This is a genomic window from Peribacillus folii (genome assembly GCF_030271255.1).
Classification (GTDB): Bacteria; Bacillota; Bacilli; order Bacillales; family DSM-1321; genus Peribacillus.
Genome location: NZ_JASJOM010000005.1, coordinates 375053 through 391014, shown reverse-complemented (window position 1 = coordinate 391014; position 15962 = coordinate 375053). Strand labels below are relative to the sequence as shown.

The window sequence follows — 15962 nt, the reverse complement described above, 5'->3', positions numbered from 1 at the left end:
TTTTGGAAGCTGGTCGACTAAAGTATTGAGGGATTCCTGAACCTCTGGCTTTAAAAGCTGATCCAGTACATCTTGACGTGCATTTAATTGTTCAGTCTGTGATTGGGTAATCGTTTCTGACATATCCAATTCTCCTTTGCAATAAGCATTTTGTTGATTTGGTTAGAAAAAAATGTAAAACATTACACAAAGTATTAAATGTGATACTTTTAAAAATGTAATAAAAGCTATCCTATAGTATATCCCTTTCGCTCCATGAAAACAGCCCATTTTTTAAAAAATCTCCATAATATAATCTTTTCCAGCAAAACAGAAAGGATATTTCCTTAATATAGCAGCTGATGCACTCCATCCGCGCAGCCTCTCCTGCATATTTCCCCCTTGGTTAGCCACCCTAAATGATGGAGGTGATAAATGTGACTGAACCAAAATCCAAGCGTACAAAAGAAAGTGATGATAAGAAGCATGCTGAACTGGTCGGCAGTATGGAATATACACAAGCACAAGTTATGGAAGGCATGAATGGAATTTCCGACGTCTACCTCAAAAACCTTGAAGCAGGCATGGGGGAAAATACGGAAGGATAATCCCAACGTCATTCACCCCAACAAATGCCTTGTTGGGGTGGTGGGAAAAACTTAATCGAAGCCCATCAATTCCTTCACATGCTTGCAGTTTTCTTTGGTGGTGAGCATTTCCAAAAGGGTGAAAGCTACCCCGAATGCCGTAGAAGGATTATAGGAGGTAATGATGTTATCTGTGACGACAATCGGTTCATTGACGACAAGCGCCCCAAACTCCTTGAGCTGGGCCTGCCTATGACTGGTTGGGTGATTATAGGTGGTCGCTTTTTGTCCTTTCAAGATCCCGCTTTTTCCTAACGGAAGGGCCCCTACGCAAATCGTTGCGATGATTTTCTTTTTATCATGAAAATGTGTAATTACATCAAGAAACCGGCGATCATAAGCATCCTCGTAGAAGCCGGCTTCTTCAAATCCCCCGGGGATGGCTAAAGCATCAAAGTCATCAAGATCCAATTGCTCGATGGTGAATTCAGGCTTCACGATGAAGTTCCAGGTGCAGGTTAATTGCTCATGCAGCCCAGCGGTAACCACTTCAGTTGTGCCATCTCCCTCCCATTCATTCCAGCCCAATACATCCGTAAATACGCTCGCTTCAACCGCTTCGAACCCGTTAGCCAACAGCAGCAATACTTTTTTCATAGCGACATCCCCCATACCATATATTTGTATTCATTATATAAAAAGCATCTTCGTCCATACATATGTTAAATGATGCATTCAATCCCATTTCCTTTATTTTATAATGTATGTATAGAATTACACTTATTAATGAAAGGTCAAGGTGATTGAAGTGGATCGCACCGATAAAAAAATACTTTCCCTGCTGGAGTCCAACGGGAGAATGGCAATGAAGGAGCTGGCCCAGAAGGTGTCTTTAACCGCCCCGGCCGCTAAAGAGCGGGTGAATAAACTGGAGGATAGCGGCGTAATCAAGGGGTATAAAACGGAAATAGCCCTTGAAAAGCTTGATCGGGGCTTAACGGCGTTCGTCCTGTTTGAAACCGACAGATGTAAGGATTTTTATGATTTCAGCTTGCGGCATGAAGATGTGTTGGAATGTCACCGGTTAGCCGGTCAATATAGTTACCTCGTCAAAATCAGTACCTACTCCATGGAAACGCTGGAGGCGTTTGTCGATGAGGCGATTAAATATGGGAAATCGTCTACACATTTGATTTTCTCATCGACGGTAAAGGATATTTTTCCACAAGATGAATCTCACCTGCGCAAAGGGCAGGAATAAGCGCCGCCAATAGAGAATGTAAACAGTAACAAAAATCACAAACAAGGGTCACAACAAAAGGGAGTGGAGAATCGTGAGTTTTGTGTATAAGGAAGAAGAAATTATGGAATTCCTTTTACAGAACAAAAGTGAATTTGATAACTATCTTTTGTCAAAAGCGGTCAATGTCAGGGAGAAAATCGAAGAAATCCTGCTGGTGGGAAATGTTGATCTGGTGAATAATGCCCATAAGCTCATCCGCTTCATCGTGGAGCAGAATGAAGCGGAATTGATTGCCTTTGCAGAACAAGAAGGGAAACTGTGGGCCACCCACTCCTTGACGCTTTCATTCAAGCTGGAATGGATCCAGGCCATCAGGAGGACGCTTTGGACCTTCTTTTATAAATATGAGCACACGAAAGATGTTGTAAGCGATGCGTTCACGTTTTTTGAATTGGAGAAGAAAGTGAACGAAAAGGTGGACGTCTTCCTGAAATCCTTCTTCGTCAGTTATTCCGATTATAAAGACAAATTGATCCAGGCGCAGCGAAATCTCGTGGAGAATCTTTCCGTACCGATCATTCCCGTTACGGCGATCACCTGTGTCCTTCCATTAATCGGTGCAATCGATGATTCGCGCATCCGGACAATCGAAGAAAAAGTACTGATGGAAATAAGTAATTCAAGCTTACAAACATTAATTCTGGACTTATCGGGTATCATCGAGCTGGATGTCGAGATCATGAACCGTTTATTGAATATTCTCGAAGGAACGGCGATGATGGGCTGTAAAGCGGTGATGACCGGACTGCGCCCCGAGGTGGTTGTCAAAATGGTCCGTGCAGGGTTGGATCTGGAGAGTAAAGCAGAGACAAAGCTGACGCTGCAGCAGGCATTGAAGGACTATCTTGTAGTAAGCTAATGAGTAGGTTTCGAGCCGCCAAGAGTTGGTGGCTTTTTTTGTCGTTATTTTTTTACCGAATCGAAGGAAAAAGGCCCCACCGGCACAAGGCAGGGACTCATGAATTCAGCAAGGAATAGACAAAGGTGTCATGAGGGATGCCGTTCTGATAAATATAGCTCCGTAAAATTCCTTCCTGGATGAAGCCGTGCTTGATCAATAATTCGGATGATGGCCGGTTTTCCAGAAAAACGACCGCGCCAATACGGGTTAAAGCTAAATTTCTGAAACCATATGCCATGACTTCCTTGAGTGCTTCCGAAGCAAATCCCATGTGCCAATGTGCCGGATCGAGTTCATAGCCGATCTCAGCGCGCCTATATTTCGGGCTATATGCGTGAAAGCCGATGGTACCGATCAATTCCTTCGTATCACTTCGCTCAATTCCCCAACGGATGGCCCGGTTTTCAAGGTAGCCCTGCGCAAACGCCGCCACGATATCCTTTGCCTCCTGGACATCAAGCAATGAATCTTGACCATAAAAACGGGTGACCTCGTCATTCGATAAAAACCGGAAAAGGGCCTCCGCGTCCCCTATATGAATTTCCCTTAACCGTAACCTTTCTGTGTTCAATACCGGAAACATCCAATCCCTCCATCATGCAGCCATGCTTATCATATTCGGCTTCGGCCAAGGTTTTTCCTTTATTATGAAATGCCCATTTCAGAGGTATTTTTAATGTTTATCGGACAAGCTAAGCAAGATGGCGATGAATCAAAAAGCTGGATGAAGGGGGGATGCATCATGGGAAAAAAACATCGTAACCGCGTCAATTCACCGAAAAAAAATAACCACATTCCGGAAGAGGGCATCATTGCTGAGCACGAGGCTCACGGCAAGGAATATACGGCGAATAAACGGAAGAACGGCCCCGGCCACCATACCGATTGATTGGATCATCTTTTTACCGCCTTTGCCTAGCTTCAGGCATGGCGGTATTTTTTAGTAGCTGAAGTATAGAATCTTAAGAAAAAAGCAAAATAAATAAAAACTCTTGAGGATGCTTATGACAAACGTAAAGCTTAAATCTGCCCATGTCTATATACTGATGATCATGTCGACGGGCTTCATGTTACATGTATTGATCTTGCCGAATATTCTAACGGCAGCCGGGAGGGACGCCTGGGTCAGTGTCCTGTTCAGTATAATCCCTATCGTTCTAATAGGAATCATTCTTTATTATATCTCCCGCTCACTTAAACAAAAGTCTTTATTGACGTTTTTACATAATCACTATTCACCGCCAGTAGTGAAAATTTCAGCTGCCTTATTGGGACTGATCATGTTCTCCGAGGCGTTTGTCACCATGAAATATACATTATTTTGGGCAAAAGATAATTATGCATCCGAGGTGCCTAATTTCGTGATTATCTTCACCTTCACGGGTATGTGTTGTTATGCTTCGTTTAAAGGAGTGAAATCGATCGCCTACCTAGGCCCGCTGCTTTTTCTGTTAGTCTGTTTGTTTGGCATTTTTATAGGCGTCACCAATACACCAAAGAAAGATTATACCTTGTTATTTCCAGTATTCGAGCAAGGGATCAAACCTTCATTGAAAGGAATGATCTATGTGTGCGCAGCGTTTGGTGAAAGTCTATATCTGCTGCTTCTCCAAGGGTATACAAAGCGTCCTTTTTCGTTTAAGGGGATTACGCTAACACTAGTTTCCTTATTAATACTCACATTAGGTCCCCTGGCTGCAGCCATAGCTGAGTTTGGACCGGAAGAAGCTTCAATGATGAACAATCCAGCCTATGAAGAGTGGAAGCTTTTAACGATCGGGAGGTATATTACCCGTGTGGATTACATTTCCATTTTCCAATGGTCGGCCGGTGCTATGATTCGGATCAGCTTGTTGGTAATCATAGCTAACGAAATCAATGGAATCGGAAAAAAAAAATGGTCATTACTCATCATATATAGCCTATTGGGGATAGGCGTCCTCATTAATTGGCAATCCGATCAGTTTTTTTCTTTCTTATATAATATCTACTATCCGCTAGTGAGCCTATTGTTACTTACCTTTCTCGTTGTAAGTCTTCTTCTAGTAAAACTAAAAAGTAGGTGAAACTTATCATATGGCAAATGAACCTGCCCCTCATAACTTGCTGACAAAAGAAGGATTGTATCAACATTTCGAAGCACATGCTGACGTTCAAATCAATTGCAAAGCTTTTGACTATGAGGATGTGATGAGTCAAGAGGTATTACTGATATACGCTAGTGGAATGGTCGATAGCTTATTAATATATGACTTCGTATTACCGGCCGTGGGCGGGCTTTTAAAGGAAGGAAAATTGCTTGAACTGAAAAATCTTCATCAGTTACTGGACGTTAGTGAAATCAACCGATCTCCACGTATAAAGGAAGATCTGGCTACGGACCTTTTTTCCGGTCAACTTCTTTTATTTGTTTGTCGAACGGAGAAGCTGTTTTCCATTAATGTAGCCAAAATGCCCCAGAGAGCCGTCGATGAGTCAAATATGGAAGTTTCGATTAGAGGGCCCCGGGATGGATTTGTAGAAAGCAGCGAAATAAACATGGCACTTATCCGGCAACGGTTGAAAACGACGGCGTTAGTGAGCCAGAGCATGACGATGGGGACTCGAAGCAATACGGATGTGACCCTTCTTTATATGGAGGATGTAATCAATCCGGATATTTTGAGCAACATTCAATCCAGGCTAAGTTCCATACAAGTTGATCTCGTTTCAAGCAGTTATCAAATAGAGGAGCTTCTATATGATCAAAGATTCTCTCTATTTCCTTTGATCGATTATACCGGAAGACCTGATCATGTCGTTCAATCACTTAATCAGGGCCGATTTGCGATTTTAGTGGATGGGAGTCCAAGTTGCTTAATCGGACCGGTCAATCTAACCTATCTCCTGAAATCACCTGAGGATAATCAAGCGAGTTTTTGGTACGTGAGCACTGAGCGGATATTAAGGATCTTAGCCTTGCTTACTACCATTTTCCTACCGGGCTTTTGGACAGCGCTTACCTCATATCAGTTTGATTACCTGCCATTTCCCTTGATGGCGACGGTGTCTATCTCCAGGAATGGATTGCCTATTGCGGGGCCCATAGAATTATTCATCATGCTGGTTTTCTTCGAGCTGTTTAAGGAAGCTGGGATTCGCTTACCTAAATCCGTTGGGCAAACCGTCGCCGTGCTGGGCGGGTTGATCATCGGGGATGCCGCCATTCGGGCCGGCCTGACTTCTCCATCCACCCTCGTGGTCGGGGCCATTACCGTTATTTCCAGTTATACCTTAGTCAATCAAAGCTTATCGGGAAATGCATTGCTGATCCGGTTTTACATATTATTGCTATCATCAATACTCGGGATATTCGGGTTCTTTATAGGGTTGTTTACCATCTTCATTGCCTTGGCGAGATTGGAAAGCTTCGGACATCCATATTTAAGCACCTTACAGGAGCTAAATCGAGGAGATTTACTTAAAACGATTTTGAAAATACCGTACAAATATATTAAAACCCGTTTTCAAGCCTATTCCCCTACTGATTCAGATCGGAAAAAGGAGTAGATAGGATGAGGAAAATCATGATTCTTGCATTGTGTTTATTCGTAGCACCCTTATCTGGATGTTGGGGGATAAAAGAGATACAAGACCAAGTGTATATTGCAGCACTGGGAATAGATTTTCAAGAAGGGAAATATATCATTTTTTTTCAAGCGTTAAGCTTTTCGAATATAGCCAAGCAGGAAGGAAATGCGCTTTTGCCCGAGGCACCTCCCGTGTTATTGGGAAAGGGAACGGGTGAGACCATAGATGAAGCGTTTGATGATATCCAGAAAGCATCATTTAGCCCTTTATTTTTTGGGCAAATTAGCTCCATTTACATTACCCCCGCGATATTGGAGAACCACCTTGGTGAATTTTTGGATTATGCAGGACGTACTGAGCTGATCAGGTACAATACCTGGATATTCGGTGTAAAGGAAAATCTCAGACAAGCCATGACCGTAAACGGATTTTTCAATAAATCTCCTATCTATACGTTAGTTTTCGATCCGAAGGAAGTATTGGCTAATAACTCCTACATTCCCGTTATTACCTACCAGAATTTGATCCAGAGATATAAGGAGCCAGTTGGCACGATTTTGATCCCTACCTTGCACGTAAACGAAAAAGTCTGGAAGGAAGGGAAGAAACCGAAGAAAATCGTAGATATAAACGGAGGTTTTTTCTTAACGGGCAAACAGATAAAAGGGTGGATGAACATCGAGGAACTTAAAGGTTTAAATTGGGTTAATCGTGATGTGAAGAAACTATATCTTTCTTCGGGAGCTAATAAAGTGTCCGTTCAAGTAACGCAGCCGAGCTTTCATATCGATGTCGTAAGTGGCTCATTCCCCAGATACCGGATCACGGTGGATGTGCCGATGACCATAGAAGAAAATTACAAACATGTATCTGTGGAAAAAGTAAAAAAAATCCTAGCACATCAAGTGAAGGAAGAGGTGAAGAATACATTCAAAAAAGGACTGGAGATAAACACCGATCCATATAATTTAGCTGAAAAAGCGTATCGCTTCAGTAACGATGACTGGGATATACACGAGCTTAAAGAACTCTCACTTGAGTCAATTGACAAGATTGACGTGAATATCATAGTGGAACATACAAGGAACTATAAAAAGTGAAAACGGATGGCTATGCCTGTGAGATGGGATATCGATGAGCATGCCAGAGGAAAAGAAGAAATCAGTATCATCCTTCTTGCCATTAAAGGGTGCTTCCTATATCTTAAAGAATGAAGAACCTTAGAAGGGAGACAGATTGATGAAAGCACTTGTTTTTGACGAATTTGGCGGCCCGGAAGTCCTTTCCGTTAGGGAAATCGAGGAGCCTGCACGTGCCAAATCGACAGTGATCGTTCGAATGAAAGCAATCGGCTTGAATTTTGCCGATGTATATAGAAGGAAAGGCAATTACCATTTGGTTGGTGAGCCTCCCTTCATTTTAGGTTATGAGGGCGCGGGTGTCGTCGAATATGTTGGGGAGGATGTCCAGCATGTGAAGGTGGGCGATCGTGTCGGGTTTGCGGATGTTCCCCATGCGAATGCTGAGCTGGTATCCGTTACAGCCGACAAATTGCTGCCGCTGCCAGATGGCATTTCCTTCGAAACGGCAGCAGCGGTTTTACTGCAAGGCTTGACGGCCCAATATTTAACCGATGACAGCCATCCGGTAAAACAGGGTGAAACCGTATTGGTCCACGCTGCTGCAGGCGGGGTCGGTCAATTATTGACGCAAATGATCAGGATGAAGGGCGGTCAGGTCATTGGCTTGACATCATCGGATGATAAAGCGGCTGTCGCCAAAAAAGCAGGTGCGAATCATGTATTCCTCTACGGCTCGGACTGGGTGAAATCGGTTAAGGAGGCAACCGCTGGCGCGGGTGTGGATGTCGTATACGAATCTGTCGGTCAAACCTTGCTGAATAGTTTCGAGGCCACGAAGACCGGCGGAACGGTCGTTTTCTTTGGAATGGCAGGCGGCGATCCCGAAAAAATCGATCCGAGGATGCTGATGGATACCTCCAAAGCCCTGATAGGCGGCGATCTTTGGAATGTATTGACTACCCATGAAGAACGGAAAAGAAGAACGGCAGAGCTGTTTGAATGGATCATGTCCGGGCAAATCCTCGTGGATGAGCCGACTCTTTTTCCATTGGAAAATGGGGCGGAAGCACATACACTGCTGGAAAGCCGGAAAAGCACGGGCAAAATATTATTGATACCATAATGTGTAGAAGGCTATCCATATTGAGGGTGGCCTTTTTCACTGCTTCATTTCCTTAGTGATACTGATGATCAAGCCCTTTTTTAGATCGTTCGTATAGACTTTTTCTTTAGACCCTTGGATAACCCGGGCATCCATCCCATTGCTATATCACGTTTTGAAGCTTGCCTTCAGCGTCTGTCAGGAACCCGATTGCACAATCCACAAAGACATCCACGCAACGAACCGATCCACTGACTGAAATCACAGAGAACCATCACCATTCCACACGCACACCTCCGCTATCCACAGACCATAAAAAAGGCAAAAAAAAAGAGACGCTAGTCGCGATTCTATCTGAGAAAAAAATATAGATGAGAGTCGCGAATATAAAGCATATATCGCGCAAACTCGGCATTATATCTGCGAAAAACAGAATATATCACGCAAACTCGGCATTATATCTGCGAAAAATAGAATATATCGCGCAAACTCGGCATTATATCTGCGAAAAAAAGAATATATCGCCCAAACTCGGCATTATATCTGCGAAAAACAGAATATATCGCTCAAACTCGGCATTATATCTGCGAAAAACAGAATATATCACGCAAACTCGGCATTATATCTGCGAAAAATAGAATATATCGATCAAACACCCGATTATATCTGCGAAAAACAGAATATATCGCCCAAATGCCGAGTTATATCTGCGAAAAAAAGCATATATCGATCAAACTCGCCATTATATCTGCGAAAAATAGAATATATCGCGCAAACTCGGCATTATATCTGCGAAAAACAGAATAAATCGCCCAAACTCGGCATTATATCTGCGAAAAAAAGAATATATCACGCAAACTCGGCATTATATCTGCGAAAAATAGAATATATCGCGCAAACTCGGCATTATATCTGCGAAAAAAAGAATATATCGCCCAAAAGCCGAGTTATATCTGCGAAAGTAAAATATATCGATCAAACTCCCGATTATATCTGCGAAAAACAGAATATATCGCTCAAACTCGGCATTATATCTGCGAAAAATAGAATATATCGCGCAAACTCGGCATTATATCTGCGAAAAAAAGAATATATCGCCCAAACTCGCCATTATATCTGCGAAAAACAGAATATATCGATCAAATGCCCGATTATATCGGCGAAAAACAGAATATATCGATCAAACACGCGATTAAGCTGGCTCATGGCAATTTTAGTGCGTGTCAGCTTGTCTGTATGGTGTGAGAAGGGAGACGTTCTTTTTGTATGGCGAAAAAAGCTTGAAGCGATTTCTTTTTATTTGCAAGTGGCGCATATCGGACAGCCGGGGCAATGGCGTGGCTGCCGTACTTGCGGATTAGGGCCATTAGCTTGTCCAACTCGCTATATGTATCGTTTCTAATGCTTGTCATATAGTCCGAAGCGGGCTGCTTATCGGCGATCGCCGCGACCTTTCCTGCTTCGGGCACTTTCTTTACACGGGCAATGAGCCATTTCTCGCTCCAGTCGTTCAACACGCGGCGGATGAAATCCGCTTGGCGGTGCTTATGAAGAATCGGTTCGATATGGTCTGTCACTTCCCGATCATTCACCCTGCGGCCGAGAGCCTTCTCCGAGATTTCCCTATGAAAAGGTCCGCGATCAAGCAAGCTCTTGATCGACTCCGCCTGATGGGCATACTTGGCCATCTGCTCCAAGGTTTCGTTATAAATGATCTTACTTAAATAGGCAGATGCTTGTTTTGGGGCCAGCAGTAAATGCTTATTGGCAGGGAGGGCATAGGCGAATTTCTTTAACGAGTGCGAATAGACAAAACGGGCCAGCGTTAGCAGCTCCTGTTGAATATCGGCGGAAATGCCTGATGATGCCGCCTCCTGCAGAAAGGAGCGGTAAATATATTTGCCGACCCTCTCCAGCTCCATGCATACAGAATCACTGATATCCCCAAGAAAGCCGGAGTTGAAAATCGTTTTTCGCAGCCAAGTGCGTTCCGCCCGGTTTTCCAGATACTGCTTCAATGTCCCTTCGTTGAATGTGAACACAAGAACCTCCTTCTTTGAAAAAGCCTGGCAAGCGAACGCAATCGTCACCACATGTCCGAGTGCAGCATGGACTGCATCGATTGCCCCCAATAAACGCTTTCTTGTAAAGAGTGAGCGGCCGTCAGGAACGATTTCACTATAATCGAACAATACCTCCTCGGACTTCGAAACGGACATCCGGAAAGCGGCCATCAGCAGCAGCCGTTTGCCATGTATGCTTAAGCCTTTAAACGCATCGCTGTAAAAAAAACGGTACTTCTTGCAATAGCGGTCAATCTTCCTGTCAAAGCCGAGTATACCCGCAGGTCCCAGGTTGAACTTATAGAGAAGTTCCCCGTCTTGTTGAACAGGCACGAACACCTTTTGATGTACCCCTTGAGAGGCAGTGAATTTCTTGATGATCTGCTTTAAGTACTTTTCTGTTGTTCCGACTCCGCGTGCCATCCGATGCAGCGGGCTCTGGATCACTCCATCCCAATCACTATGAAGCAAGGCATATAAGCACGTATCGAACTCGGTGGAAGATACATTTCTTAATAGGTAACGGTAGGTTTCTTCATAAATCATCCGGCTTCCTCCCCTTTTTTATCCACCTTTTATATAAACCTTCCATAACAAAAAGTAGCAGCCATTAGGGAAAATAAAAACGCAAGATTCCAAAATATTATAAAACTAGTAAAAAAGAGGGGGAAAAGTGATAATATAGGTAAAAAGGAACATACATGACAAGGAGAGATTTTTAAAAACCATGATACTATCACTTATCGTCTTCATACTAAAAGGGATGCTCATGAAAATGCCCTTTGCTCTATTGGGGCTTTCGTTGATCCCGCAAAGGTGGATGCAGGCAATCGCAAAAAAAGATCTACCTTTTTTCATCGTGCAGGCGATGAGATGGCTGCTTGCTGCTTTCCTATTATTTTTTATATTCGATATTAGTTTATTAGACCTTACGGCAGCCGCATTCTTTTCGGCCTTTGCCTTCATACTTGGCCTCATCCTCATCATTGATTCGGGAATGTACGTGCTTGGTGTCAGGGAGTCGTCCCTACCTCGCAGTAACCGAAGGAAAAATGATGGAAATAAACGAGCCAAGACTCCTTGGAACGTTCATTTCAACAGCGTGATCGGGGGCATCCTGATCATAGCTTGGGTGATCATGCTGTTTTATCCGCTCACTGTGGCGGGAGACCTCCACGGTTTAGCGAAGGTTGAAAAGAAGGATGAACTCGAAGAAGTGCAAGATATAAAAACGATGCCGCTCGTTACAGAGAAGATGGCAGATGCAAAAGGGGATGCAGCGATTAATAAAATAGAAAATGCCTCCTATTTCACGGAAGGAGAATACCGTCTGACCAATATAAATGGTGACTTGACGTATACTTCGCCGATTGAAATGGACGGTTTTTTTAAAGCGGGAAAAGCGGAGTATACACCAGGCTACAACTTGATTTCCGCGGTTTCGACGGATAAAGGCGCGGGCACCGTAAAAGGGAAAATGCTCTATGCGCCTTCACAATACATGGATCATGATTTGGAAAGGACGATCCGGAAGGCCTATCCGGATAAAATCATCTATGATTCTTATTTGGAGCCGAATGAAGCTGGCAAGCCTTTCTTTGTTGCCTCTGTGGGGCATTATTTGAAATACCGCAGCGGCTCCGTCGTCGACGGGGTGGTCTTGGTCGATCCCGAAACGGGCGGCACGAAATACTATCCGTTAGGAAAAGAACCGAAATGGGTGGATCGGACATACACCTTGGAAACGGCGCTGGAATATTGGACGTACTGGGGGAAATATGTTCACGGCTGGAAGAACCAATCGTTAATTGGGGCAAAAAAGGATGTCTTGATCCCCAATGAGGACAACATGCAGGTTACATTCAACGACAAGGGCGAATTGATTTATGTCGTTGACTTCACCAGGGCGAAATCAAAAGGGAATTCAAAAACGCTTGTAGGCTATGGGGTTTTCAACGCCAAGACCGGCGAGATGACGTACTACAAGGGAGTCACCTCGGTCCTGACTGGAAAGGAAGCGAAATCCAACGCCAATGCGAGTGAGTTTTTGTCCAAATATCCAGGCTGGAAAGCTACCAATGGCATTTTCTATACGATATACGGTGCACCTACCTATGTCATTCCAGTAACGAAGGGCAGCAAATTCCAAGGCGTGGCCATCGTATATGCCAATAGCGACAATCCCCAGGTGGTCTTCGGGAAAACGAAGGACGAAGCTTTCCGCAACTACAAAAAGCTGATCGTCTCTCTAGGGAAAGTCAGCGGGGTCACCCCGCAAAAAGGATTCGAGATGAAGGAAATCAAGGGGAAGGTATCGAGGATCAACGATGCTAATCTCGCAAACGGCTACGTCTACTATCTGCTAGTGGAGGGAAATGGGAAAAGGTTCTCGGTCGACCCCGGCATCAACGCTCTCTCCGATATCGTCTTGACGAAAGCAGGAGACCGGGTTGTCCTGAAGGTGCTCGACATGGACGAGGATATCGTACCAGTCGATCAATTCACAAACCTCGACCTGCCAAAGAAATAACCAACAGCCTCAGGATTAAGTTCGGTCTAACGCCGGACTTGGTCCTTTACATATAAAGCCCTGAAATGACATGAGGAGTGAGGAAATTGAAAGAAAATAAACAAGCTCTATATATGAATATGATTTTGGGGACCATCGGGCCCATGATTATTGCTTTAGCTGCATTGAAATATCTTGCAAAAGGTGATTCCACCGGATATATCAACATATTTCTTGGCTTCATTTTAACGATTAGCTATATCAGCTACTTAGAGAAAAAAGCGGGAATCTGTAAAAGATTGACTGTGATCAGAGTGAGTGTCACGTTAGTTTTACTTTTTTTATTTACCTATTTCTTGTATTTTTAACTTATTAAGGAGGTTTATATGTCGAACAGATTGAAAGATGTCTTCAGCTTGTTCTTTGAAGATAGGAAAAGTACGAAACCATTTGTCCAGATCAGGTACATAATGGTGACAGCGATGGGCTTGGTTTTGATTTTATCATTCATTACAGATGTTAAGATACATTTTATTTTGTTGCTATTAGGAATTGGATCAATCATAGATGCCATCGAAAGTTATTGTAACAAGGAAAATAAGAAGCAGGTGTTCCTGGCTCTTGGGTTTGCGTTTTTATGGTTCCTCGTATTTTTAACATAGCGCCGATATAACAATGAATCCGTTATGCTCTCACTACATTGATAAGCTCGATATATTGTGAATCTCCATATCCCATTTCCGGGAATTGATCGAATAAGCGCTTAACTAATTGTGCTGTTGATAAATGTGGGTTTTTAGAAATATAGGTCACTACTGCATTATCCTCTTTTAGCATATCCAAATATAGGCTGATAGCCTGGTCCATGATCGGCCCTGTATAGGTTGCTGGTTTTTCATGGTTCACCAATACCTCTTGATAGACAGATTGGTAGGTTCCTAAAGTGAGTTCAGTTTGATTTACCTTCCATTCATCTTCCTTGAAGCTGTTTAAGAAAACCTTGCCGTCATATCCGGACTGTTCAAGATAAGAAAGGAGCGTAAGGAGGTTCATCTGACAAAACATGTCTTCACCAAACCACAAAACGATAGAGGCGTACTTTTTATGGAAAAGGCCGTGTAATGGCTCGATCACCTTTTTTATATAATGTTCCACCGGCTCATGATGCCCCGCCGCCCGTGTTTTTACAAACGCTGAATCAAAAACCTGTGTCGCTGTCGCGTTTATGCACATCGCTTCATTAAATGGAGCGTAATCGGAATTTCCCATTCGTTTATTTTCCCTAAAATCCTCATACATAGCCTGACCATTCAAAATGTTGAGCGCGCCTTCCTCGAACAACTGGCTTTGTGCAATTTCCATTTTCCTGAAATCATTCATGCAGCATCACTCCTCATCTTTGTTGAAAGCTAATAAACTGTTGTTGTTCGTTCCACATCATTATCTATTCTTTTACCTGTCATATCTATCATTATATATGTAATCCTACCTATTTTAGCCGTTTATTTTGTCCCTTAGTTTTCGACATAAATCCGGCCTACAGTTCATACAATGTGCTAAAGGGCGTTTATTCTTCATAATTTGACGGTAAAAAGAAATAAATGAGAAGGGGAGGTGAGGTAGTGGTACAAATGGCTTGGTATAAAGAAAAAAAGTACATCATCATTTACGAATACCAATCAGGATATGTAGAAATTCAAGATGCAGCGAACAAATACAAGATGGAATTGGTCCATCAATCTGAAATCGTAATCATCCCACCCATATTTTCTCCCATTTAAACTTCCCACCTTAGTAGATTTTGTCTGTTTTTGCAGCACACTATTTCTGTACTTTCAACCCTTTGGCTGATAACGTTTCATTCAGTAAGGCATTTATGAATAGTTGGGTCTGGCTAGTCAGAGTCCAGTCAATCCAAACTGATGGAATGGGTAAGATCATGACGATTGAACATATAAAAAAATTACTCTCCGAGCTCTGCTATTACCATAAGGTTAGAATTACTCATACTTTCTCCATTAATCAAACACAATTTCTAAAAGTAAGATGCTTAACCGCCAATACACAACATACTTTTGAATTGGCCTATTCAAGCAGCGGCAGAGTTGAACTGATCAATGAGATGGATGTTGCGGTCGAAACCATTCAAAAATTCATCGTAAACACCCCATGCTAGCGGGTGTTTTTTCTTTGCCAAACCTCGGCCTGAAAGCTTAGATTCGTTCAAGAAGGTATCAGTGAGTGTTTTGGCGAAAATATAGAAAAAACCAAATACTGTTTACTTTAGGGGGAATAGTATTGAAACAAGCATTATTGATCATTGATGCTCAACAGGAATTGATAGAAGGCAATGGAGAAGAACAAGGTGTCCATGAGAAAGAAAGGCTTGTTACCAACATGAATGCCGTAATTGAAAAGGCGATAAATGAGGGGATTTCCGTTGTTTTTATAAGAGATTTGGATGTTTCCAAAGGAGAAGGACCTGGATTTCAGATTCATAGGGATATTCAGGTACCATCAACAGCGATCATATTCGATAAAGCGGCGACGAATTCTTTTTATGGCACGCCCTTACTCGAACATCTAAGTGAAAGCAATATAGAGCATATCGTCATGATGGGATGTAAGACGGAACATTGTATCGATTCAGCGGTCAGAACCGCAACCATCCATTCTTTTGACGTAACATTAGTAGGTGATGGACATTCCACTTCAGATTCCAAAAGCCTATCGGCCAAGCAAATCATCCTGCATCATAATGAAATCCTTCACGGTCACTATAACGTCGACCATTTTTCCATCGTAAGAAAGGCTCATGAAGAATTATTTACACCTATTCATAATGACTACCGTTAATCCTCAACTC

The 15962-nt window shown here is 43.0% G+C and carries 16 protein-coding genes and 2 pseudogenes; 13 read left to right on the top strand and 5 right to left on the bottom strand.

Translation table 11 applies throughout. From position 1 onward, the window contains the following. Positions 1 to 123 (bottom strand): annotated as a pseudogene (locus QNI08_RS11135) (DUF1641 domain-containing protein); the annotation flags it as partial. Between the two features lie 293 nt (positions 124 to 416). On the opposite strand from QNI08_RS11135, the gene QNI08_RS11130 reads away from it, so the two are divergent. After that, positions 417 to 587 carry a hypothetical protein gene (locus QNI08_RS11130; protein WP_285767485.1) on the top strand — a complete coding sequence of 57 codons (171 nt, stop codon included), beginning with the start codon at positions 417 to 419 and terminating at the stop codon, positions 585 to 587. 51 nt (positions 588 to 638) lie between these two features. On the opposite strand, the gene QNI08_RS11125 is transcribed toward QNI08_RS11130, so the two are convergent. Further along, positions 639 to 1223, bottom strand: coding sequence for a DJ-1/PfpI family protein (locus QNI08_RS11125; RefSeq protein WP_285767484.1), 585 nt, complete (start codon positions 1221 to 1223; stop codon positions 639 to 641). Between the two features lie 151 nt (positions 1224 to 1374). Here QNI08_RS11125 and QNI08_RS11120 point away from each other — a divergent pair, with 151 nt between their 5' ends. Together QNI08_RS11120 and QNI08_RS11115 are read left to right on the top strand one after the other, a co-directional pair. Further along, the gene (locus QNI08_RS11120) at positions 1375 to 1827 is read left to right on the top strand and encodes an Lrp/AsnC family transcriptional regulator (RefSeq protein ID WP_285767483.1); all 453 of its coding nucleotides are present in this window, start codon (positions 1375 to 1377) and stop codon (positions 1825 to 1827) included. A 70-nt stretch (positions 1828 to 1897) separates the two neighbouring features. Next, on the top strand, positions 1898 to 2728 hold the full coding sequence (locus QNI08_RS11115) for an STAS domain-containing protein (RefSeq protein ID WP_285767514.1): 831 nt from the start codon (positions 1898 to 1900) through the stop codon (positions 2726 to 2728). A 97-nt stretch (positions 2729 to 2825) separates the two neighbouring features. On the opposite strand, the gene QNI08_RS11110 is transcribed toward QNI08_RS11115, so the two are convergent. Further along, complete coding sequence (locus QNI08_RS11110; protein WP_285767482.1) at positions 2826 to 3353, bottom strand: GNAT family N-acetyltransferase; 528 nt, start codon at positions 3351 to 3353, stop codon at positions 2826 to 2828. Between the two features lie 159 nt (positions 3354 to 3512). Between QNI08_RS11110 and QNI08_RS11105 the strand changes: the two genes are divergently transcribed. The 5 genes from QNI08_RS11105 to QNI08_RS11085 all read left to right on the top strand — a co-directional run bounded on the left by QNI08_RS11105 (position 3513) and on the right by QNI08_RS11085 (position 8545). Further along, positions 3513 to 3659: a hypothetical protein gene (locus QNI08_RS11105; RefSeq protein ID WP_285767481.1), complete on the top strand. Its 147-nt coding sequence runs from the start codon at positions 3513 to 3515 to the stop codon at positions 3657 to 3659. Between the two features lie 115 nt (positions 3660 to 3774). Further along, positions 3775 to 4836, top strand: a complete 1062-nt coding sequence (locus QNI08_RS11100) for a GerAB/ArcD/ProY family transporter (RefSeq protein ID WP_285767480.1) — start codon at positions 3775 to 3777, stop codon at positions 4834 to 4836. Between the two features lie 10 nt (positions 4837 to 4846). Continuing rightward, entirely contained in the window at positions 4847 to 6319 is a 1473-nt protein-coding gene (locus QNI08_RS11095) for a spore germination protein (RefSeq protein WP_285767479.1), read from the top strand. 5 nt (positions 6320 to 6324) lie between these two features. Continuing rightward, on the top strand, positions 6325 to 7440 hold the full coding sequence (locus tag QNI08_RS11090) for a Ger(x)C family spore germination protein (RefSeq protein ID WP_285767478.1): 1116 nt from the start codon (positions 6325 to 6327) through the stop codon (positions 7438 to 7440). Positions 7441 to 7579: 139 nt separating this feature from the next. Continuing rightward, positions 7580 to 8545 (top strand): quinone oxidoreductase family protein, encoded by a 966-nt coding sequence (locus QNI08_RS11085; protein ID WP_285767477.1) that lies wholly within the window; start codon positions 7580 to 7582, stop codon positions 8543 to 8545. 1202 nt (positions 8546 to 9747) lie between these two features. Here QNI08_RS11085 and QNI08_RS11080 read toward each other — a convergent pair. Further along, positions 9748 to 11133 (bottom strand): hypothetical protein, encoded by a 1386-nt coding sequence (locus tag QNI08_RS11080; protein ID WP_285767476.1) that lies wholly within the window; start codon positions 11131 to 11133, stop codon positions 9748 to 9750. A gap of 181 nt (positions 11134 to 11314) precedes the next feature. Between QNI08_RS11080 and QNI08_RS11075 the strand changes: the two genes are divergently transcribed. The 3 genes from QNI08_RS11075 to QNI08_RS11065 all read left to right on the top strand — a co-directional run bounded on the left by QNI08_RS11075 (position 11315) and on the right by QNI08_RS11065 (position 13758). Next, positions 11315 to 13117, top strand: coding sequence for a hypothetical protein (locus QNI08_RS11075; protein ID WP_285767475.1), 1803 nt, complete (start codon positions 11315 to 11317; stop codon positions 13115 to 13117). Between the two features lie 86 nt (positions 13118 to 13203). Continuing rightward, positions 13204 to 13464 (top strand): hypothetical protein, encoded by a 261-nt coding sequence (locus QNI08_RS11070; RefSeq protein ID WP_285767474.1) that lies wholly within the window; start codon positions 13204 to 13206, stop codon positions 13462 to 13464. Between the two features lie 18 nt (positions 13465 to 13482). Beyond that, entirely contained in the window at positions 13483 to 13758 is a 276-nt protein-coding gene (locus tag QNI08_RS11065) for a hypothetical protein (RefSeq protein ID WP_285767473.1), read from the top strand. Positions 13759 to 13780: 22 nt separating this feature from the next. Here QNI08_RS11065 and QNI08_RS11060 read toward each other — a convergent pair. Next, positions 13781 to 14476 (bottom strand): annotated as a pseudogene (locus QNI08_RS11060) (AraC family transcriptional regulator); the annotation flags it as partial. 242 nt (positions 14477 to 14718) lie between these two features. Here QNI08_RS11060 and QNI08_RS11055 point away from each other — a divergent pair. Next, positions 14719 to 14877 (top strand): hypothetical protein, encoded by a 159-nt coding sequence (locus QNI08_RS11055; protein WP_285767472.1) that lies wholly within the window; start codon positions 14719 to 14721, stop codon positions 14875 to 14877. Positions 14878 to 15394: 517 nt separating this feature from the next. Then, entirely contained in the window at positions 15395 to 15952 is a 558-nt protein-coding gene (locus tag QNI08_RS11050; protein WP_285767471.1) for an isochorismatase family protein, read from the top strand. Positions 15953 to 15962 lie beyond the last annotated feature (10 nt).